This is a genomic window from Aquabacterium soli (genome assembly GCF_003933735.1).
In the GTDB taxonomy this organism is placed as follows: domain Bacteria; phylum Pseudomonadota; class Gammaproteobacteria; order Burkholderiales; family Burkholderiaceae_C; genus Aquabacterium; species Aquabacterium soli.
In genome coordinates, this window is sequence record NZ_RSED01000005.1 from 1 (window position 1) to 18,028 (window position 18,028).

The following is an 18,028-nucleotide window of genomic DNA, read 5'->3' on the forward strand; positions in this document are numbered from 1 at the left end:
TGGCCAAGATCCTCGACTGATCTGTGACGTGTTCCTGCGACCAGCCCTGAGGGGCCGGTCGCGGGCTTGTTCTTTCTTGCTTAGGAGCCGTCATGGCCGCCAATCAAAAGATCCGCATCCGCCTGAAGGCGTTCGATTACAAGCTGATCGACCAGTCTTCGGCCGAGATCGTCGAAACCGCCAAGCGCACGGGCGCCATCGTCAAGGGCCCCGTGCCCCTGCCGACACGCCTGCAGCGTTTCGACATCCTGCGTTCGCCGCACGTCAACAAGACCTCGCGCGACCAGTTCGAAATCCGCACCCACCAGCGTCTGATGGACATCGTGGACCCGACCGACAAGACGGTCGACGCCCTGATGAAGCTCGACCTGCCGGCTGGCGTGGACGTCGAAATCAAGCTGCAGTGATGCAGGGCCGCCGCGCCAGGTGATTCAACCCGCCTGGTGTGACAAGCCAAAGAAAAAGGCCGCTGTGAAGCGGCCTTTTTTCATGCCCCGTGGCGCGGGGCTGATCTGGGCTCACAGCTCCGGACTCATCCAGACGTATTGCGTCATCAGGTGGCGCAGGCCTGCGTCACGGGTTTCGACGCGGATCTCCTTGCGCCACAGATAGCCGGACCCAGCCGGCAGCGAGAAGGTGCGGCTGAACGTGCCGTTGGCCCCCGAGGTCACGTTGCTCTCGGCGGACAGTTCGCCACCGCTGTAGCTGGCCGCCACATACACCCAGCCTTCGCCCAGCGGGTTCATGTTGCCGCCAGCGATCACCGGGTCGGTGAACGTGCCCGACGACAGGAAGGCCGCGAACGTGGCGGGCGAGGTGATGCTCGGGAAGGCCGTGGAGGCGCTCAGTTCCGTGTAGGTCAGCGGGCGTGCGGCCATGCTCATGCGGTAGACGCCGTTGTCGCCCTGCGACGTGATGACCTCGTCCTTGTTGTCGTACATGGTCAGCGTGTAGCTGGCGTTGTCCTTGATGGCGGCGATCTGCTCATCGCTCAGGTCGGCACTGGGGTATCCCTTGTCGTTGCAGGTGGTGGCCAGCCGGTACCAGGTGCCCGATTGCCCGGTCTCGACCATCTGCCATGGGCCGCCTTCGCTGGGCCGGTCGTAGCGGATGCCATGGTCCGGCAGACCCGGGCCCGTCACCACGATGTGCGCGATGTCGGTGCTGTTGGCGTCGTCCATGTCTTCGATCCAGAACTCGAGGCCCGAGCCGCGGCATTCCGAGGTGTACCCACCACTGCCGTAGTGCGACTTCACCGTGTGCACGTGGGCCGAGATGTCGAGCACGCGCTGGTTGCCGTGCAGCTTCCAGGTGCCGTCGATCTTCTTGAGCTTGAAGTGCTGCTCGCGGTCCAGCACGGCACCGCTGGCGCTCTTCACGAGGAAACTGATGTCGGCCACCGGGCTGGCGGTGTCGGTGTAGTCGATGTGGTTGATGCTGACGTCGGTGAGCTGGATGCCGATGTTGCTGCTGTCACCGGCCATCTCCGAGGCCATGGCGTCACGGTCCTGGTCCAGGTCCAGGAAGCCGCCGGTGAGGTGGCTCTTGACCGTGGCCACGGTGGGCAGCGAGGTGCTGAAGGCGGCGGTGAAGCTGGCCAGCGCGGCGCGGATCAGCGGGATGTCGTCGGCGGCGGTGCCCAGGTTGCTGGTGTCGCTCATGGTGATGGGTGAGGGCTCCTGCGCGGCCGGTGTGGCGATGTCGTCGGTGATGCTCTCTTGCGTGAGCACGTTGGTGAGCGTGGCGATGTTCGTGCTGGTGTCGTAGGAGACGCTGATGGCGTCCAGTGCCTTGTCCAGTGGGCTGCTCAGCGGGGTGAATTGCGCGCGCAGCAGGTCGGTGGCGGTGTCCACGCCCATGGCCTGCAGCACCGGCAGCAGTTTTTCCTTGAGTTTGGCGGCCTCGGTGTTCAGCTGCGACGCGCTCAGGTTGCCGAAGCTGCCGCTGTCGAAATAGTTGGTGGCGATCTGACCGGCGACGTTGGACAGGATCAGGTCGGTCAGCGGCGTGATGTTGATGTTGCCGTTGACGTCGGCAGACGTGGCCGCCGAGTGCACCACGTAGGTGGCGCCGCCCGCGGTGCCTGTGGCCCGCAGCAGGAAGGGGGCGGCCAGTCCGGTGGTGTCCACTGTATAGGCGCCGTTGGCGCCGATGCTGACGGTGCGGGAGGCGCCGTTGGCATCCTTGATGGTGACGCTGCCGACCAGGGGCAGGCCCGCAGCGGCCGTGCCGCTGATGGTGGCATTGGAGCCGGCGGGGCCACTGGGTTTGCCGCCGCCCCCGCCGCCGCAGGCAGCAAGCAGCACGGATACCGCCAGCGCGGTGCTCATCAATCGGATCTTCATGGGTTGGGCCTTCCTGATAAATAGACTGCGCATGACACCATGGGGCAGCGTGTGATGCCGCGAGACTTGACATCCGTTGCCGGGCCTGTTCGCCGTATCGGCCAAAAGGCCGAGGGTGGGGAGGGCGGCGGGTATGATCGTTTCACTGCGGATCATCAAGGGGCTGTCCATGAACGTCGCGGCTTGCTTGCTGGTGGAGGGCCACGCACTGCTGCGTGAGGGGCTGTCGCTGCTGATCAGCCAGGCATGGCCGCACGTGAAGATGCAGGGCGTGGGGTCCTTGTCACAGGCGCGTGAGGTGCTGTCCGGGCATCCCGGGTTCTCGCTGGTGCTGCTGAACCTTTCCTTGCCCGACAGCCGGGGCATCGACACACTCCGGCGCCTGCGGGGGCTGGCTCCGGCGGTGCCTGTGATCGTGATCTCGGCCGATGAGTGCGCCCGCACCGTCGTCGAGGCCGCCGAGGCTGGTGCTTGCGGCTACGTCCCCAGGGCCGCCGATTGGCGGGTGTTGAAGCCGATGCTGGCCGAGGTGCTGCAGGCCCCTGTGATGCCCATGCCCTCAGGCAGTGCCCGTGCTCGCGAGCCCCTGGGCCTCACTTCAAGGCAGATGGCCGTGCTGCGCCTGCTGGCCGAGGGCAAGTCCAACAAGGCCATCGGCCGTGAGCTCGACATGGCGCCATCGACGGTCAAGACGCACCTGGAGGGGATCTTTGCCCGTCTGGGTGTGAACACCCGCACGCAGGCGGTGGTCGAAGCGGCGCGGCTCGGGCTGGCGTTCGGCCCTCAATCCTTCTCACCGGCCTGATCCACCTGCATCATTTTTAAGCGCAGCGCTTGCGCCTGGCCTGCCGATCTGATAGGATCGCAGGCTTTCCCGTATTGGGTGGATAGTCTATGGCCGCTTGGCCAGGCTTTGCATTCGGTGCGAGAAGACCCAATCACCCCGGCCAATCGTTGTCGGGATTGTGTAAAAGGCCCCATAGGGGCTGGAGAAGAACCATGAGTCTTAGCAATCGTCTCGGATTGCTGGGCCGCAAGGTGGGCATGATGCGCATCTACACAGACGACGGCGATGCCGTGCCTGTGACAGTGCTCGACGTGTCCAACAACCGCGTGACCCAGGTCAAAACCGTTGAGACCGACGGCTACACCGCTGTTCAGCTGGTGTACGGTGCCCGCAAGGCATCCCGAGTGACCAAGCCCGAAGCTGGTCACCTGGCCAAGGCTGGCGTCGAAGCCGGCGAAGTCAGCAAGGAATTCCGCGTGACCCCCGAGGTCGCTGCCGAGTACAAGGCTGGAGCCACCATCGCTCCCGCAGCCCTGTTCCAGGCCGGCCAGAAGATCGACGTGCAAGGCACCTCGATCGGTAAGGGCTTCACCGGGACCATCAAGCGCCACAACTTCGGTTCGCAGCGCGCCTCCCACGGTAACTCGCGTTCGCACAACGTTCCTGGCTCCATCTCGATGGCGCAGGATCCTGGTCGCGTGTTCCCCGGCAAGAAGATGTCGGGCCACCGTGGCGACGAAACCGTGACCACGCAGAACCTGGACGTCGTGCGCGTTGACGAAGCCCGTCAACTGCTGCTCGTCCGCGGCGCCGTTCCCGGCTCCAAGGGTGGCTTCGTCACCGTGCGTCCGGCCGTCAAGGCCAAGATCAAGAAAGGAGCCCAGTGATGGCACAGCTTGAGCTCCTGAACGAACAAGGTCAGGTCGCTTCGAAGATCGAAGCCTCCGACGACGTGTTCGGTCGCGAATACAACGAAGCCCTGGTGCACCAGGTGGTCGTGGCCTACCAGGCCAACGCCCGCCAAGGCACCCGCGCCCAGAAGGACCGCGAAACCGTCAAGCACACCACGAAGAAGCCGTGGCGTCAAAAAGGCACGGGCCGCGCCCGCGCCGGTATGTCGTCCTCGCCGCTGTGGCGTGGGGGTGGTCGGATTTTCCCGAACAGCCCTGACGAAAACTTCACGCACAAGGTCAACAAGAAGCAGTACCGCGCTGGCGTCGCTGCGATCTTCTCGCAGCTCGCCCGCGAAGGCCGTCTGGCAGTGATCGATCCGATCGTGCTGGAAGCGCCCAAGACCAAGCTGCTGGCCGCCAAGCTGAAGGCCCTCCAGCTCGACCACGTGCTGGTGATCGCCGAAGAAATCGACGAGAACCTGTTCCTGGCCGCGCGCAACCTGCCCAATGTGCTGGTTGTCGAGCCCCGTTACGCCGATCCCCTGTCGCTGGTGCACTACAAGAAGGTGCTCGTGACCAAGGGTGCGATCGACAAGCTGCAGGAGTTGTTCGCATGAGCACCCTCAACAAATTCGATGAAGCCCGCCTGCTGAAGGTGCTGGTCGCTCCGATCATTTCGGAGAAGGCCACGGCCGCCGCTGAAGATCGCGGCCAAGTGCTGTTCAAGGTGCTGCGCGATGCCACCAAGCCCGAGATCAAGGCCGCTGTCGAGCTGCTGTTCAAGGTCGAAGTGAAGTCCGTGCAAGTCCTGAACCAGAAGGGCAAAGTCAAGCGCTTCGGTGGCCGCATCGGCCGTCGCGACCACGCCAAGAAGGCCTATGTGGCCCTCAAGGACGGTCAGGAGCTGAACTTCTCCGGGGAGGCCGCGTAATCATGGCTGTCGTCAAAGTCAAACCTACCTCGCCTGGCCGCCGTGGCGTGGTCAAGGTGGTGCACAAGCACCTGCACAAGGGCAAGCCCGAGGCTTCGCTGCTTGAGCCCCAGAAGCAAAATGCTGGCCGCAACAACAACGGTCACATCACGATTCGCCACAAGGGCGGTGGTCACAAGCACCACTACCGCGTGGTCGACTTCGTGCGCAACAAGGACGGCATTCCTGCCAAGGTCGAGCGCATCGAGTACGACCCCAACCGCACGGCTCACATCGCCCTGGTGTGCTATGCCGACGGTGAGCGTCGCTACATCATCGCCCCCCGTGGCCTGGAAGTGGGTTCCACCCTGCTGAGCGGCTCGGAAGCGCCGATCAAGGCTGGCAACACGCTGCCCATCCGCAACATCCCTGTGGGCTCGACGATCCACAACATCGAACTGCTGCCCGGCAAGGGTGGTCAGATCGCGCGTTCGGCCGGCACCTCTGCCGTGCTGATGGCCCGCGAAGGCACCTACGCCCAGGTTCGCCTGCGCTCCGGTGAAGTCCGCCGCGTCCACATCGAATGCCGCGCCACCCTCGGTGAAGTGAGCAACGAAGAGCATAGCCTGCGTCAGTACGGCAAGGCCGGCGCCATCCGCTGGAAGGGCATTCGCCCGACCGTCCGCGGCGTGGCCATGAACCCGGTGGATCACCCGCACGGTGGTGGCGAAGGCCGCACTGGCGAAGGTCAGGTCCCCGTGTCGCCTTGGAACACGATGACCAAGGGCTATCGCACCCGCAACAACAAGCGCACGCAGACCTTCATTGTGTCGCGTCGCAAAAAGTAAGAGGTAGGCTGCTATGGCTCGTTCTCTTAAAAAGGGTCCGTTCATTGACCACCACCTCTCGGCCAAGGTCGAGAAGGCAGTGGCCACGAAGGACAAAAAGCCAGTCAAGACCTGGTCGCGTCGTTCCACCATCCTGCCCGAGTTCATCGGCCTGACCATTGCCGTCCACAACGGCAAGCAGCACGTGCCCGTGTACGTGACGGACCAGATGGTTGGCCACAAGCTCGGCGAGTTCGCCCTGACCCGTGCATTCAAGGGTCACCCAGGCGACAAGAAAGCCAAGAAGTAAGGAGCAGCGACGATGGAAACCAAAGCAATCGTTCGCGGTGTTCGTCTGTCGGTCGACAAGGGTCGGCTGGTGGCGGACCTGATCCGTGGCAAGAAGGTCGACCAGGCCCTCAACATCCTGAACTTCACTCAGAAGAAGGCTGCCGGCATCATCAAGAAGGCCCTGGAGTCCGCGATCGCGAACGCCGAGCACAATGACGGCGCTGACATCGACGAACTGAAGGTCAAGACCATTTATGTGGAGCAAGGCACCACGTTGAAGCGTTTCACCGCCCGCGCAAAGGGCCGTGGCAACCGCATCAGCAAGCCGACCTGCCACATCTATGTGACCGTGGGCAACTAAGCAGAGGCTGACTATGGGACAAAAAATCCACCCAACCGGCTTCCGCTTGGCCGTCACCCGCAACTGGGCATCGCGTTGGTACGCCACCAACCGCAATTTCGCCTCGATGCTGGCTGAAGACCTGGAAGTCCGCGAATTCCTGAAGAAGAAGCTCAAGAACGCGGCCGTGTCGCGCATCTTGATCGAGCGCCCCGCCAAGAGCGCCCGCATCACCATTTTCTCGGCTCGTCCGGGCGTGGTGATCGGCAAGAAGGGCGAGGACATCGAGAACCTGAAGCTCGAACTGGCCAAGCGCCTGAACGTGCCGGTGTCGGTCAACATCGAAGAAGTGCGCAAGCCTGAAGTCGATGCCCAACTGATCGCCGACTCGATCACGCAGCAGCTGGAAAAGCGCATCATGTTCCGCCGCGCCATGAAGCGCGCGATGCAGAACGCGATGCGCCTGGGCGCCCAGGGCATCAAGATCATGTCCGGTGGCCGTCTGAACGGCATCGAAATCGCCCGTACCGAGTGGTACCGCGAAGGCCGCGTGCCCCTTCACACCCTGAAGGCCGACATCGACTATGGCTTCTCCGAAGCCAAGACGACCTACGGCATCATCGGCGTGAAGGTGTGGGTCTACCGTGGTGACCGCCTGGCCAATGGCGAGGCTCCGGTGCTCAAGGGTGATGACCGCGAAGACGACCGCCGCAACCGCCGCGGTCCCCGTGGTGACCGTCCGAACGACCGTCGTGGCCCCCCGCGTGGTGGTCCTGGCCGTGGCGCTCCCCGCGCTGACGGTGCACCCGCCGATGGCAGCGACAAGCCTGCCGCGGCAGCCGCCGATGCTGGCGCCGGTGCCAAGCGTGTCCGCAAGGCCGCGCCTGCCGCCGAGGCCAAAGGAGAATAAACATGTTGCAACCTAATCGTCGCAAGTTCCGCAAGGAGCACAAAGGCCGCAACACGGGTGTCGCCACCCGTGGCGCCGACGTGTCCTTCGGCGATTTCGGCCTGAAGGCCACCGAGCGTGGTCGCATCACGGCTCGCCAGATCGAAGCAGCCCGTCGTGCGATCTCCCGCCACGTCAAGCGTGGTGGTCGCATCTTCATCCGCATCTTCCCGGACAAGCCAATTTCGCAGAAGCCGGCTGAAGTGCGTATGGGTAACGGCAAGGGTAACGTCGAGTACTACGTGGCTGAAATCCAGCCCGGCAAGGTGCTCTACGAGATCCAGGGCGTGCCCGAAGAACTCGCTCGCGAAGCCTTCAAACTCGCCGCTGCCAAGCTCCCGCTGTCCACGACCTTCGTGGGCCGCGAGTTCGGCATCTAACTGACGCGCAAGGAGAAAGACATGGCGAAAGCCTCTGAACTGCGCGCCAAGGATGTGGCCGCATTGGAAACTGAAATCAAGGAACTGCTGAAGTCGCACTTCAACCTGCGCATGCAGCGTGCGACCCAGCAGCTCAACGACCACTCGGTGCTCAAGAAGACCCGTCGCGAGATCGCTCGTGCCCGGACGATCCTGACCGAGAAGAAGCAAGGAGCCGCCAAATGACGGAAGCTCAAACCGCGACCAAGGTCAAGGTTACCCGCACCCTCGTGGGCAAAGTGGTGTCCGACGCCCGCGCCAAGACCGTCACGGTCCAGGTCGAGCGCCGTTCCAAGCACGAGCTCTACGGCAAGATCGTTGCGCACTCGCGCAAGTACCACGCTCACGATGAGAACAATGAGTTCCACATCGGCGACGTGGTCGAGATCACGGAAAGCCGTCCGCTGTCCAAGACCAAGAACTGGGTCGTGACCCGTCTGGTCGAGAAGGCACAAACGGTCTGACCCAGGTCTGATCAAACGCACCGCAGGTCAATGGCTTTAGCGCCATGCCCCTGCAGGCCGAACCGGCTGTCAGTGATACTGGCAGCCGGTTTTTCTTTGTGCGCCTGCTTCTTGCATCGCTGTGGTCAGCAGACGCTTTTCAACGGAGTTTCAGATGATCAAGCAAGGCGACAAGCTGCCCGGCGGCACGTTGTTCGAGTATGTCGAGGTGGAAGGCAATGGCTGCAGCCTGGGCCCCAACGCCTTCGACATCGCGCAGGCCACGGCCGGCAAGACGGTGGCCATCTTCGGGCTGCCGGGTGCGTTCACGCCCACCTGCTCGGCGCGCCATGCGCCCGGCTACATCGACCAGGCGGCGGCCTTCAAGGCGGCTGGGGTCGACGAGATCTGGTGCGTGTCGGTGAACGATGCCTTCGTGATGGGCGCCTGGGCGCGTGAGCTCAAAGCCGATGGCCGGGTGCGCTTCATGGCCGATGGCAGTGCGGACTTCGCCAAGGCCACGGGTTTGACGCTGGACTTGAGCGCCAAGGGCCTGGGCCTGCGTTCGCTGCGCTATTCGATGCTGGTCAAGGACGGTGTGGTGACTGCGCTGAACCTGGAAGACGGTGGTGCGTTCAAGGTGAGCGATGCCGATACGCTGCTGGCGCAGGCCAAGGCGCAGCAGGGCGCTTGACGAGCGTTGCCGGCATGATCAGCGCATGGCGCAGAAAGGGGCCTCCGGGCCCCTTTTTCATGGGCACCGGGGCGGGGATGACGGGGGAGCGCCGTGGGGTCAGCGCACGCCGCCGGTGCGGTCCTGCACGTCGCAGAGCACGTCCCGGCGCAGGCCCAGCAGGAAGCCGGCTTCGGCCACCACGAACAGCGGCCCCATGGCCAGGCCGATCAGATCATCGACAAAAGCGGGCTTGCGGCCTTCCCAGGCATGGCCGATGAACTGGATCGCCCAGCCGACGGCGAAGAGGCCCAGGCCGCTGCCCAGCCACAGGGCGGTGCCTTGCTCGGCCAGCAGCCGGCCGGCGTGGTTCGAGGCGGCCAGCCACAGCGCCATCACCAGGCCGTAACGGAGATCCAGGCGCAGGTAGTAGAGGCCTGCCAGGAGCGCGACCAGCAGTGACGGGGTGAGCGCGAGCGGCCCCCAGGGGCCCAGCGGCAGCTGCCCCAGCACGGGGCGCGCCAGCAAGGTGCTCACCGAGAGCACGATCATGGGGATGCCGACGAAGTGGGTGAGGATGTTGCGGCGGTCGCGGTGGTAGCTGGCGTACTGGGCCAGTTGCTCGCTCAGGGTCTTCATGGCCGGCTCCTGCAGGGATGTCGTTGGCGGCTGGGGCGTCTGTGCTGCACTGTAGAGCAGACGGGCCCGGGGCTTTGTCGCGGAGGCGACGCTTGGGGGCTGAGTTGGGTCAAGCTGACGCGGGTCTGTCAGCGGCGCGGCGCGCAACGCAGGCGTGTCCGCCGAACCGCACGCACTTGGGGCATCAGCGCCTGTGAAAAGCTGGCACGGTTTGCGCTACAGCTTCTGTTGAAAACCTGACCATTTGGTCAAGTTCCTGCCAACAGGAGAGTCAGCGTGTCTGAGTGCCCCCTCCCTGACGTCCAGGCCGGCCGTCTGCCGCCTGCCGACTACACCGCCCGTTTCGGCGATGCCACCCCGCCGCTCACAGCCGCCCAGGCGGTGATCGAGGCCGAGCGATGTCTGTACTGCTATGACGCGCCCTGCCAGACGGCCTGCCCGACCGGCATCGACGTGCCCACCTTCATCCACCGCATCGCCGATGGCAACCTGCGCGGTGCGGCCAGGGCCATCCTGGAGGCCAACCCGCTGGGCGGCATGTGCGCCAGGGTGTGCCCCACGGAAGAGCTGTGCGAGCAGGTCTGCGTGCGCAACACCGAGCAGGGCAAGCCCATCGAGATCGGGCGATTGCAGCGCCATGCGGTCGAGGCCGCGATGGCCGAGGGCGTGGCGCCGCTGTTCACGCGGGCGGCCCCCACGGGCCGGCGCATCGCTGTGGTGGGCGCCGGGCCGGCAGGCCTGGCCTGCGCCCACACGCTGGCACGCCAGGGCCACGAGGTGGTGATCCTGGATGCGCACGAGAAGGCGGGCGGGCTCAATGAATACGGCCTGGCCTCGTACAAGACGGCGGGCGATTTCGCGCAGCGCGAGATCCGCTGGCTGCTGTCGATCGGCGGCATCACGGTGCAGCCGGGCTGGCGCTTGAGCAGCGCGGCGCAGCTGGAAGAACTGCGCGCGCAATACGACGCGGTGTTCCTGGGCCTGGGTCTGGGCGCGGTGAACCAGCTGGGTCTGCCTGATGAGTACGCGCTGAAGGGCGTGCGCAACGCGGTGGATTTCATTGCGGAACTGCGCCAGACGCCTGACCTGTCCACCTTGCCCATCGGCCGCCGCGTGGTGGTGATCGGTGGCGGCATGACGGCGGTGGACGCGGCCGTGCAGGCCAAGCTGCTGGGCGCGGAAGAAGTGACCATGGTCTACCGCCGCGGGCCCGAGGCCATGTCCGCCTCGCGTGACGAGCAGCAGTGGGCGCAGACCAACGGCGTGACCATCCGCCACTGGCTGGCGCCCGCTGCGCTGCAGTCGGTCGATGGCCACGTGAATGGCATCACGCTGTCGCACCAGCACCTGGTCGATGGCCGCGTGAAGCCCACGGGCGAGCAGGAGGTGCTGGCCGCCGACATGGTGCTCAAGGCCATCGGCCAGCGCTTCGAGGAATCGGCCTGGGCAGCGGATGCGGGCTTCGCGCTGCAGGATGGCCGCCTGGCCGTGAACGACATGGGGCAGACCTCGCTGCCCGGCGTATGGGCCGGTGGCGATTGCCGCGCCGGCGGACGCGACCTCACCGTCGAGGCGGTGGAGGACGGCAAGCAGGCCGCCAAGGCCATCCACTTCCAACTGAGCAAGCAGGCGGCGCTGGCCGCCCTGGCTTGAGCCGATCCACCAGGAGTCCCCACCATGGCTGATCTGAGCACCACCTTCGTCGGCATCAAGACGCCGAACCCCTTCTGGCTGGCCTCTGCGCCGCCCACCGACAAGGCCTACAACGTGGTCCGCGCTTTCGAGGCGGGCTGGGGCGGTGTCGTGTGGAAGACGCTGGGCGAAGACCCGGCCGTGGTCAACGTGAGCGGGCCGCGCTACACCACGCTGCTGTCGCACGACAGGCGGGTCATGGGCTTCAACAACATCGAGCTGATCACCGACCGGCCGCTCGACCTGAACCTGCGCGAGATCACGCAGGTCAAGCGTGACTGGCCTGACCGCGCGATGGTGGTCTCGCTGATGGTGCCCTGCAACGAGGCCTCGTGGAAACGCATCCTGCCGATGGTGGAGGACACCGGTGCCGATGGCATCGAGCTGAACTTCGGCTGCCCGCACGGCATGAGCGAGCGCGGCATGGGCGCTGCCGTGGGGCAGGTGCCCGAGTACATCCAGATGGTCACCGAATGGTGCAAGCACTACAGCCGCATGCCGGTGATCGTGAAGCTCACGCCCAACATCACCGACATCCGCCAGCCGGCGATGGCGGCGGTGCGCGGCGGGGCCGACGCGGTGTCGCTGATCAACACGATCAACTCGATCATGGGCGTCGATCCGTATTCGCTGACGATGGTGCCGAGCACCGGCGGCATGGGCTCGCACGGTGGCTACTGCGGCCCGGCCGTCAAGCCCATCGCGCTGAACATGGTGGCCGAGATCGCGCGCACGGCCGAGACGGCGGGCATCCCCATCTCGGGCATCGGCGGCGTGGGCACCTGGCGCGATGCACTGGATTTCATCGCCCTGGGTGCGGGCACCGTGCAGGTGTGCACGGCCGCGATGGTGCATGGCTTCAAGATCGTGCAGGACATGGCCGATGGCTTGGGCAACTACATGGACGAGATGGGCTTCACGTCGGTCGATCAGATCGTGGGCCGCGCCGTGCCCACGGTGACCGACTGGAAGTTCCTGAACCTCAACCACGTGTCCAAGGCCGTGATCGACCAGGACAAGTGCATCGAGTGCGGCCGCTGCCACGTGGTCTGCGAGGACACCTCGCACCAGGCCATCACCGCCAAGAAGGACGGCGTGCGCCACTTCGAGGTCAAGGAAGAAGAGTGCGTGGGCTGCAACCTGTGCGTGTCGGTGTGCCCGGTGGAAGGCGCGATCAACCTGCGCAGCCTGATGCCCGGTGAGCTGGACCTGCGCACCGGCGAGCCCGTGAAGGCCGAACCCCTGAACTGGACGGCCCACCCGAACAACCCGATGGCCGAGGTGAACCAGCGCGCCACGTCGGAGGCTGCGCCGGCCTGACCCCGTTGCGAACCGGCCCCACCCGGGGCGTGTCCACTTCTCCAGTCCCCACAGGAGACTCGCCATGAGCCCACTCCCCCCTGTCCTGATCCGTGGCGGCACCGTCGTCAATGCCGACCGCGAGCAGCGCGCCGATGTGCTGTGCGTCGATGGCGTGATTGCCGCCGTGGGCGAGGGCCTGCAAGCCCCGCCCGGCGCCACCGTGATCGACGCTGGCGGCCAGTACGTGATGCCCGGTGGCATCGACCCGCACACCCACATGCAGCTGCCTTTCATGGGCACGGTCACGCAGGACGACTTCTTCACCGGCACGGCCGCGGGCCTGGCCGGCGGCACCACCAGCATCATCGACTTCGTGATCCCCGATCCGAAGCAGCCGCTGATGGACGCCTACCGCACCTGGCGCGGCTGGGCCGAGAAGGCCGCGGCCGACTACAGCTTCCACGTGGCCATCACCTGGTGGAGCGACAGCGTGCACGCCGACATGGGCACGCTGGTGCAGGACGAAGGCGTGAACAGCTTCAAGCACTTCATGGCCTACAAGAACGCCATCATGGCCGACGACGAGACGCTGGTGAACAGCTTCAAGCGCTCACTCGAACTGGGCGCCATGCCCACGGTGCACGCCGAGAACGGCGAGCTGGTCTTCCTGCTGCAGCAGGAGATGAAGGCCAAGGGCATCCTCGGGCCCGAGGCGCACCCGCTGTCGCGCCCGCCTGCTGTGGAGGCCGAGGCTGCGCAGCGCGCCATTGCGATCGCCGATGTGCTCAATGTGCCGATCTACGTGGTGCACGTGTCCTGTGCCGAGGCGGCCGAAGCCATCGCCCGCGCCCGAGCACGCGGCCAGCGCGTGTACGGCGAGGTGCTGGCCGGCCACCTGGTGATCGACGACAGCGTCTACCGTGATCCGGATTTCGCGTTCGCCGCCGCGCACGTGATGAGCCCGCCCTTCCGCGCGCCTGAGCACCAGGCCGCCTTGTGGCGCGGCCTGCAGGCCGGCCACCTGCACACCACGGCCACCGACCACTGCACCTTCTGCGCCGCGCAGAAGGCGGCCGGCCAGCTGGATTTCAGCAAGATCCCCAATGGCTGCGGCGGCGTGGAAGAGCGCCTGAGCGTGGTCTGGGATGCGGGCGTGAACACCGGGCGGCTCACGCCCAGCGAGTTCGTGGCCATCACCTCCGCCAACACCGCCAAATTGTTCAACATCTATCCGCGCAAGGGCTGCGTGGCCTTGGGCGCCGATGCCGACCTGGTGGTGTGGGACCCGGCCGCGACCAAGACCTTGTCAGCCGCCACGCAGTTCTCGAAGAACGACTTCAACATCTTCGAAGGGCGCATGGTGACGGGCGTGGCATCGCACACGCTGAGCAATGGCCGGCTGGCCTATGTTCAGGGCGACCTGCGGGTGGCGCCAGGGCAGGGTCGCTACGTGAAGCGCCCGGCCTTCGGGCCGGTGTTCGATGCGCTGTCGCGCAAGGCGGCGCTGTCGGCGCCCAGTTCGGTGCACCGCGCGATGGCTGCTTGAGCCACTGAGTCACGAGGAGATCGACATGAGCACACTCGAAGTTCCCGTCATCAAGCCCGACGTGAGCGCCCTGCGCGTCAACGGTTCGCGCCTGTGGCAATCGCTGATGACCCTGGCCGAGATCGGCGCCACGCCCAAAGGCGGTGTGTGCCGGCTGGCCTTGACCGAGTTGGACCGGCAAGGCCGTGACCTGGTCGTGCAGTGGGCGCGCGAGGCCGGCATGTCCATCACCATCGACCAGATCGGCAACGTCTTCATGCGCCGCGCCGGTACCAACGACGCGCTGCCGCCCATCATGACCGGCAGCCACATCGACACCCAGCCCACCGGCGGCAAGTTCGACGGCAACTACGGCGTGCTGGCCGGCCTGGAGGTGGTGCGCACGCTCAACGAGCGCGGCATCCAGACCGAGGCGCCCATCGAGGTGGCCTTCTGGACCAATGAGGAAGGCTCGCGCTTCGTGCCCGTGATGATGGGCTCGGGCGTGTTCGCCAAGGCCTTCAGCCTGGAGACGGCCTATGCCGCGCAGGACGTCGATGGCAAGACGGTGAAGGACGAGCTCACCGCCATCGGCTACGTAGGCGAGCAGGTGCCCGGCGACCACCCCGTGGGCGCCTACTTCGAGGCCCACATCGAGCAGGGCCCCGTGCTGGAGGACCACGACATCACCATCGGCGTGGTCGAGGCTGTGCTGGGCATCCGCTGGTACGACTGCACCGTGACCGGCATGGAGGCGCACGCCGGCCCCACGCCCATGGGCCTGCGCCAGGACGCGCTGCAGGTGGCCACGAAGATCATGCAGGAGGTGGTGGCCGTGGCCATGCGCCACCAGCCGCACGGGCGCGGCACCGTGGGCATGGTGCAGGTGCACCCCAACAGCCGCAACGTGATCCCCGGACGCGTGAAGTTCTCGATGGACCTGCGCAATGTCAGCAACGAGTTGCTGGACCAGATGGACGCCGAGATCCGGGCCTATTGCGCGCAGGTGGCGGCGAAGACAGGCCTGAGCGTGGAGGTGCAGGAGGTGTCGCACTACCCTGCCGTGCCTTTCGAGGCCGGCTGCGTGGCGGCGGTGCGCCAGGCCACGCAGACCCTGGGTTACTCGAACATGCCCACGGTGTCTGGGGCGGGGCACGATGCCGTCTACGTGGCGCGCCTGGCACCGGCGGGCATGATTTTCGTGCCCTGCAAGGACGGCATCAGCCACAACGAGATCGAGGACGCGAAGGCCGAACACCTGGAAGCCGGGTGCAACGTGCTGTTGCACGCGATGCTGGCGCGTGCCGGAGCGGTCTGAGCAGCCCTGTTGCCTGCAGCCCTGAACGACAAAGGCACCTCGCGGTGCCTTGTCTGTCCATGAGCCGTCTGGATGTTCAGCGGCGGCGGAAATTGCCGCCACCGCTGGCCGGGGCGCCCGGGCCGGGGCCGCGCTGTGCCAGATGGCGGAAAGTGATGCGGCCCTTGGTCAGGTCGTAGGGCGAGAGTTCGAGCGACACGTTGTCGCCGGCCAGGATGCGGATGTGGTTCTTGCGCATCTTGCCCGAGGTGTAGGCGATCAGTTTGTGACCGTTGTCCAGCAGGACGATGTAGCGGGAATCCGGGAGGATTTCCTCGACGACGCCGGACATTTCGATCAGTTCTTCCTTGGCCATTCGGCTTCCTTGGAAACAGGTTGACAGTGCGGGCTGGGTGAGCGAAGCAGCCGCGTGCCCGCGTTGTATCCTAACACTTTGTCCTAAATGGCGTCAGCCCCTCTGCCAGGCGGGCCTCTTTTGAGGCACGTCAAGCAAGGGCTTGGTCTTTCGCGGGGCATCGCCTGGAAGTCGCTGGCTTGTCATAAAGTGGGTGCTGGCAGCCATTTCCGCATCCAGGCCACAAGCCGGGCATGCACTTGCCACCGGCCTGACCGGGTTGGTGGCGCGAACCATGTGAGGACACCATGGACGATCGCTTGCACGACACCGTTTTCGAGCGCACCGACGAGGGGCGCGTGGCCGTGCTGAAGCCCGACAGCGGCCTCAGCCGGCAGGAGCAGCGCTTGCTGCTGATGATGACGGGCTACACGCCGCTGGCCGATCTACTGGCCCTGCTGGACGAGGATGTGCCGCTGGAGGCGGCCACTGGTGCGGTGGACGAACTCCTGCAGCGGCAGCTCATCCGCCCGGTGGACGCCTTGCCGCATGGCGCACGCGTGAAGTGGTTTGGCCGCCCCGGTGCCGCCGCCAATCCGCCAACCTGAGAAGCCTCAGACCAGGAAGCGCATCACGGTCACGTAGTGGCTGGCGGTGCCGCCCAGCACGAACAGGTGCCACACGCCATGTGAATGGCGCCAGCGGCCGTCCATGGCGTAGAAGATCACGCCCACCGTGTAGAACAGGCCGCCCGCCAGCAGCCACATCAGGCCTTCGGCGGACAGGCTGTGCGCCAGCGGCACCACGGCCGTGATGCCCAGCCAGCCCATCAGCAGGTACAGGGGCACGGAGGGCACCTTCTCGCGCCCCAGCCAGAGCTCCTTGGCGATGCCTATCACTGCCAGGGCCCAGATGGCCGACAGCAGGGCCCAGCGCCACACGCCTTGCAGGCCGATCAGCGCGAACGGCGTGTAGGTGCCCGCGATCAAGAGGTAGATGGCGCAGTGGTCCATCTTGGCCCAGAACTGCTTGGCCGGCCCGCGCAGGCTGTGGTACAGGGTGGAGGCCGCGTACAGCAGCACCATCGTCAGCCCGAACACGCTCACGCCGAGGATCTTCCAGGTGTCGCCGGTAGGAATGGCCTGCGCCACCAGCGCGGCGGAGCCCGCCACCGCCAGCAGGGCGCCTGCCAGGTGCGTGAAGCTGTTGAAGCGTTCACCGGGGTACATGGAGTGTCCTTGCTGCGCGTGACCTGATGGACGCCCATCTTCCGTCGCGAGGGCATCCGCGTCCACCCCTCAAGGTGGGTAGGTGTGGCGTGGCGTCACCGGGACACGCCCACAGGGGCATCAGACCGGTTGGTAGAAGCCCAGATCCGCCTGCACACCCAGTTCGCGCGCGAAGGTGGCCGGATCGAAGCCGGTCTCCTCGAAGCGTTGGCGCATAAAGGCCAGGGCGGCCTCTGCCGCCGCGGCATCGCTCCACTCCACCAGCGCGACCACGTTGTGGTTGCTGGCGCCACCGGTCTGCGTGAGCAGCAGGGCGCGCAGGCAGCCATCGAGCGTGCGCAAGGTGCGCTGGGTGCGCTTCATGCGGTTCAGGAAGGGCCGCAGATTGTCGGCAGGCACGGTGAACCTGTCCACGCGCAGCACAGCGGGCTGGAACGGGGCATGGAGGGCATCGGCCAGGGGGGCGGTGGCCGCGAAGGGGTCTCGGGTCATGGCGCTTTCTCTCGGTTGCGGGTGCGGGGATGACAGATCCCGCACGCTGGCCGCGAGTGTGAAACCTCAAGTAAAGTTGAGGTCAAGTATTTTGTTGGATGACACATGACCCGCAAGGCCACCACGCTTGAAGACCTGGGCTTTCCAGCGCAGCTGCCTGTCGGCGAGGTGGCGCGCCGCAGCGGTGTGCCCGTGTCCACCCTGCACTTTTATGAATCGCGCGGGCTGATCCACAGCCACCGCACCAGCGGCAACCAGCGGCGTTACTCACGCGATGTGCTGCGCCGCGTGGCCTTCATCCGGGTGGCGCAGCGCGTGGGCATCTCGCTGGCCGACATCGAGGTGGTCCTGTCCACCCTGCCGGCCACGGCCGCGCCCACCCGGGCCGATTGGGAGCGCCTGTCCAGCACCTGGCGCGCCGAGCTGGACGAGCGCATGGCCCAGCTCAAGCGCCTGCGCGACACGCTGGACGACTGCATCGGCTGCGGTTGCCTGTCGATCGACCGGTGCCGGCTGCGCAACCCACTGGACCAGCTGGGCGACCAGGGGCCGGGACCCCACCGCCTGTGGGTGGGGCAGCCCCCCGACCATTGATTCATTAGAATCCGCCGGCTTTTCCG

At 65.8% G+C, this 18,028-nt stretch carries 24 protein-coding genes; 19 read left to right on the forward strand and 5 right to left on the reverse strand.

The genetic code is table 11. The annotated features are described in order from the left end of the window. The first annotated feature begins 92 nt into the window (after window positions 1-92). Window positions 93-407, forward strand: coding sequence for a 30S ribosomal protein S10 (rpsJ, locus tag EIP75_RS07235; RefSeq protein ID WP_125242591.1), 315 nt, complete (start codon window positions 93-95; stop codon window positions 405-407). A gap of 111 nt (window positions 408-518) precedes the next feature. Here rpsJ and EIP75_RS07240 read toward each other — a convergent pair whose 3' ends face one another. Then, the gene (locus tag EIP75_RS07240) at window positions 519-2,345 is read right to left on the reverse strand and encodes a hypothetical protein (RefSeq protein WP_125242592.1); all 1,827 of its coding nucleotides are present in this window, start codon (window positions 2,343-2,345) and stop codon (window positions 519-521) included. Window positions 2,346-2,478: 133 nt separating this feature from the next. Here EIP75_RS07240 and EIP75_RS07245 point away from each other — a divergent pair, with 133 nt between their 5' ends. From EIP75_RS07245 to EIP75_RS07300, 12 genes are all read left to right on the forward strand, one after another. Further along, window positions 2,479-3,150 (forward strand): LuxR C-terminal-related transcriptional regulator, encoded by a 672-nt coding sequence (locus tag EIP75_RS07245; RefSeq protein WP_125242593.1) that lies wholly within the window; start codon window positions 2,479-2,481, stop codon window positions 3,148-3,150. A 194-nt stretch (window positions 3,151-3,344) separates the two neighbouring features. Further along, a complete protein-coding gene (gene rplC, locus EIP75_RS07250) occupies window positions 3,345-4,019 on the forward strand; it encodes a 50S ribosomal protein L3 (protein WP_125242594.1) in 675 nt (224 codons plus the stop codon). Next, window positions 4,019-4,642, forward strand: a complete 624-nt coding sequence (rplD, locus tag EIP75_RS07255) for a 50S ribosomal protein L4 (RefSeq protein ID WP_125242595.1) — start codon at window positions 4,019-4,021, stop codon at window positions 4,640-4,642. The genes rplC and rplD overlap by 1 nt, the downstream gene beginning before the upstream one ends. Then, window positions 4,639-4,956: a 50S ribosomal protein L23 gene (gene rplW, locus EIP75_RS07260; protein WP_125242596.1), complete on the forward strand. Its 318-nt coding sequence runs from the start codon at window positions 4,639-4,641 to the stop codon at window positions 4,954-4,956. Before rplD ends, rplW begins: the two co-directional genes overlap by 4 nt. A 2-nt stretch (window positions 4,957-4,958) precedes the next feature. Further along, the gene (rplB, locus tag EIP75_RS07265; RefSeq protein ID WP_125242597.1) at window positions 4,959-5,783 is read left to right on the forward strand and encodes a 50S ribosomal protein L2; all 825 of its coding nucleotides are present in this window, start codon (window positions 4,959-4,961) and stop codon (window positions 5,781-5,783) included. Window positions 5,784-5,796: 13 nt separating this feature from the next. Then, complete coding sequence (gene rpsS, locus EIP75_RS07270) at window positions 5,797-6,072, forward strand: 30S ribosomal protein S19 (RefSeq protein ID WP_125242598.1); 276 nt, start codon at window positions 5,797-5,799, stop codon at window positions 6,070-6,072. Window positions 6,073-6,084: 12 nt separating this feature from the next. Next, a complete protein-coding gene (rplV, locus tag EIP75_RS07275) occupies window positions 6,085-6,414 on the forward strand; it encodes a 50S ribosomal protein L22 (RefSeq protein ID WP_125242599.1) in 330 nt (109 codons plus the stop codon). A gap of 13 nt (window positions 6,415-6,427) precedes the next feature. Continuing rightward, the gene (gene rpsC / locus EIP75_RS07280) at window positions 6,428-7,303 is read left to right on the forward strand and encodes a 30S ribosomal protein S3 (RefSeq protein ID WP_125242600.1); all 876 of its coding nucleotides are present in this window, start codon (window positions 6,428-6,430) and stop codon (window positions 7,301-7,303) included. Window positions 7,304-7,305: 2 nt separating this feature from the next. Next, window positions 7,306-7,722, forward strand: coding sequence for a 50S ribosomal protein L16 (rplP, locus tag EIP75_RS07285; protein ID WP_125242601.1), 417 nt, complete (start codon window positions 7,306-7,308; stop codon window positions 7,720-7,722). A 21-nt stretch (window positions 7,723-7,743) separates the two neighbouring features. Then, complete coding sequence (rpmC, locus tag EIP75_RS07290) at window positions 7,744-7,947, forward strand: 50S ribosomal protein L29 (protein WP_125242602.1); 204 nt, start codon at window positions 7,744-7,746, stop codon at window positions 7,945-7,947. Beyond that, entirely contained in the window at window positions 7,944-8,225 is a 282-nt protein-coding gene (gene rpsQ, locus EIP75_RS07295) for a 30S ribosomal protein S17 (protein WP_125242603.1), read from the forward strand. Before rpmC ends, rpsQ begins: the two co-directional genes overlap by 4 nt. Window positions 8,226-8,379: 154 nt before the next feature. Beyond that, a complete protein-coding gene (locus EIP75_RS07300; RefSeq protein WP_125242604.1) occupies window positions 8,380-8,898 on the forward strand; it encodes a peroxiredoxin in 519 nt (172 codons plus the stop codon). 99 nt (window positions 8,899-8,997) lie between these two features. Here the strand turns inward: EIP75_RS07300 and EIP75_RS07305 are convergent, their stop codons facing one another. After that, window positions 8,998-9,516 (reverse strand): Mpo1 family 2-hydroxy fatty acid dioxygenase, encoded by a 519-nt coding sequence (locus EIP75_RS07305; protein WP_125242605.1) that lies wholly within the window; start codon window positions 9,514-9,516, stop codon window positions 8,998-9,000. A gap of 276 nt (window positions 9,517-9,792) precedes the next feature. On the opposite strand from EIP75_RS07305, the gene EIP75_RS07310 reads away from it, so the two are divergent. The 4 genes from EIP75_RS07310 to EIP75_RS07325 all read left to right on the forward strand — a co-directional run bounded on the left by EIP75_RS07310 (window position 9,793) and on the right by EIP75_RS07325 (window position 15,353). After that, the gene (locus EIP75_RS07310; RefSeq protein WP_125242606.1) at window positions 9,793-11,169 is read left to right on the forward strand and encodes an NAD(P)-dependent oxidoreductase; all 1,377 of its coding nucleotides are present in this window, start codon (window positions 9,793-9,795) and stop codon (window positions 11,167-11,169) included. A gap of 24 nt (window positions 11,170-11,193) precedes the next feature. Next, a complete protein-coding gene (gene preA / locus EIP75_RS07315) occupies window positions 11,194-12,528 on the forward strand; it encodes an NAD-dependent dihydropyrimidine dehydrogenase subunit PreA (RefSeq protein ID WP_125242607.1) in 1,335 nt (444 codons plus the stop codon). A gap of 64 nt (window positions 12,529-12,592) precedes the next feature. Next, window positions 12,593-14,056: a dihydropyrimidinase gene (gene hydA / locus EIP75_RS07320; protein ID WP_125242608.1), complete on the forward strand. Its 1,464-nt coding sequence runs from the start codon at window positions 12,593-12,595 to the stop codon at window positions 14,054-14,056. A 25-nt stretch (window positions 14,057-14,081) separates the two neighbouring features. Then, complete coding sequence (locus EIP75_RS07325) at window positions 14,082-15,353, forward strand: Zn-dependent hydrolase (protein ID WP_125242609.1); 1,272 nt, start codon at window positions 14,082-14,084, stop codon at window positions 15,351-15,353. A 76-nt stretch (window positions 15,354-15,429) separates the two neighbouring features. Here the strand turns inward: EIP75_RS07325 and infA are convergent, their stop codons facing one another. Then, window positions 15,430-15,708, reverse strand: coding sequence for a translation initiation factor IF-1 (gene infA / locus EIP75_RS07330; protein ID WP_125242610.1), 279 nt, complete (start codon window positions 15,706-15,708; stop codon window positions 15,430-15,432). Window positions 15,709-15,995: 287 nt separating this feature from the next. Between infA and EIP75_RS07335 the strand changes: the two genes are divergently transcribed. After that, window positions 15,996-16,295, forward strand: a complete 300-nt coding sequence (locus EIP75_RS07335) for a hypothetical protein (protein ID WP_125242611.1) — start codon at window positions 15,996-15,998, stop codon at window positions 16,293-16,295. 6 nt (window positions 16,296-16,301) lie between these two features. Here EIP75_RS07335 and trhA read toward each other — a convergent pair whose 3' ends face one another. Next, window positions 16,302-16,916 carry a PAQR family membrane homeostasis protein TrhA gene (gene trhA, locus EIP75_RS07340; RefSeq protein ID WP_125242612.1) on the reverse strand — a complete coding sequence of 205 codons (615 nt, stop codon included), beginning with the start codon at window positions 16,914-16,916 and terminating at the stop codon, window positions 16,302-16,304. A gap of 120 nt (window positions 16,917-17,036) precedes the next feature. Then, window positions 17,037-17,408, reverse strand: coding sequence for an antibiotic biosynthesis monooxygenase (locus EIP75_RS07345; protein WP_233584734.1), 372 nt, complete (start codon window positions 17,406-17,408; stop codon window positions 17,037-17,039). Window positions 17,409-17,513: 105 nt separating this feature from the next. Here EIP75_RS07345 and soxR point away from each other — a divergent pair, with 105 nt between their 5' ends. Beyond that, window positions 17,514-18,002: a redox-sensitive transcriptional activator SoxR gene (gene soxR / locus EIP75_RS07350; RefSeq protein WP_125242613.1), complete on the forward strand. Its 489-nt coding sequence runs from the start codon at window positions 17,514-17,516 to the stop codon at window positions 18,000-18,002. Window positions 18,003-18,028: the final 26 nt, after the last annotated feature.

Excerpts from the sequence above, each read along its gene's own strand:
- rpsJ (WP_125242591.1), top strand. The coding sequence starts at position 93 with ATGGCCGCCAATCAAAAGATCCGCATCCGCCTGAAGGCGTTCGATTAC.
- EIP75_RS07240 (WP_125242592.1), bottom strand. The coding sequence starts at position 2,345 with ATGAAGATCCGATTGATGAGCACCGCGCTGGCGGTATCCGTGCTGCTT.
- EIP75_RS07245 (WP_125242593.1), top strand. The coding sequence starts at position 2,479 with ATGATCGTTTCACTGCGGATCATCAAGGGGCTGTCCATGAACGTCGCG.
- rplC (WP_125242594.1), top strand. The coding sequence starts at position 3,345 with ATGAGTCTTAGCAATCGTCTCGGATTGCTGGGCCGCAAGGTGGGCATG.
- rplD (WP_125242595.1), top strand. The coding sequence starts at position 4,019 with ATGGCACAGCTTGAGCTCCTGAACGAACAAGGTCAGGTCGCTTCGAAG.
- rplW (WP_125242596.1), top strand. The coding sequence starts at position 4,639 with ATGAGCACCCTCAACAAATTCGATGAAGCCCGCCTGCTGAAGGTGCTG.
- rplB (WP_125242597.1), top strand. The coding sequence starts at position 4,959 with ATGGCTGTCGTCAAAGTCAAACCTACCTCGCCTGGCCGCCGTGGCGTG.
- rpsS (WP_125242598.1), top strand. The coding sequence starts at position 5,797 with ATGGCTCGTTCTCTTAAAAAGGGTCCGTTCATTGACCACCACCTCTCG.
- rplV (WP_125242599.1), top strand. The coding sequence starts at position 6,085 with ATGGAAACCAAAGCAATCGTTCGCGGTGTTCGTCTGTCGGTCGACAAG.
- rpsC (WP_125242600.1), top strand. The coding sequence starts at position 6,428 with ATGGGACAAAAAATCCACCCAACCGGCTTCCGCTTGGCCGTCACCCGC.
- rplP (WP_125242601.1), top strand. The coding sequence starts at position 7,306 with ATGTTGCAACCTAATCGTCGCAAGTTCCGCAAGGAGCACAAAGGCCGC.
- rpmC (WP_125242602.1), top strand. The coding sequence starts at position 7,744 with ATGGCGAAAGCCTCTGAACTGCGCGCCAAGGATGTGGCCGCATTGGAA.
- rpsQ (WP_125242603.1), top strand. The coding sequence starts at position 7,944 with ATGACGGAAGCTCAAACCGCGACCAAGGTCAAGGTTACCCGCACCCTC.
- EIP75_RS07300 (WP_125242604.1), top strand. The coding sequence starts at position 8,380 with ATGATCAAGCAAGGCGACAAGCTGCCCGGCGGCACGTTGTTCGAGTAT.
- EIP75_RS07305 (WP_125242605.1), bottom strand. The coding sequence starts at position 9,516 with ATGAAGACCCTGAGCGAGCAACTGGCCCAGTACGCCAGCTACCACCGC.
- preA (WP_125242607.1), top strand. The coding sequence starts at position 11,194 with ATGGCTGATCTGAGCACCACCTTCGTCGGCATCAAGACGCCGAACCCC.
- hydA (WP_125242608.1), top strand. The coding sequence starts at position 12,593 with ATGAGCCCACTCCCCCCTGTCCTGATCCGTGGCGGCACCGTCGTCAAT.
- EIP75_RS07325 (WP_125242609.1), top strand. The coding sequence starts at position 14,082 with ATGAGCACACTCGAAGTTCCCGTCATCAAGCCCGACGTGAGCGCCCTG.
- infA (WP_125242610.1), bottom strand. The coding sequence starts at position 15,708 with ATGGCCAAGGAAGAACTGATCGAAATGTCCGGCGTCGTCGAGGAAATC.
- EIP75_RS07335 (WP_125242611.1), top strand. The coding sequence starts at position 15,996 with ATGGACGATCGCTTGCACGACACCGTTTTCGAGCGCACCGACGAGGGG.
- trhA (WP_125242612.1), bottom strand. The coding sequence starts at position 16,916 with ATGTACCCCGGTGAACGCTTCAACAGCTTCACGCACCTGGCAGGCGCC.
- EIP75_RS07345 (WP_233584734.1), bottom strand. The coding sequence starts at position 17,408 with ATGACCCGAGACCCCTTCGCGGCCACCGCCCCCCTGGCCGATGCCCTC.
- soxR (WP_125242613.1), top strand. The coding sequence starts at position 17,514 with ATGACCCGCAAGGCCACCACGCTTGAAGACCTGGGCTTTCCAGCGCAG.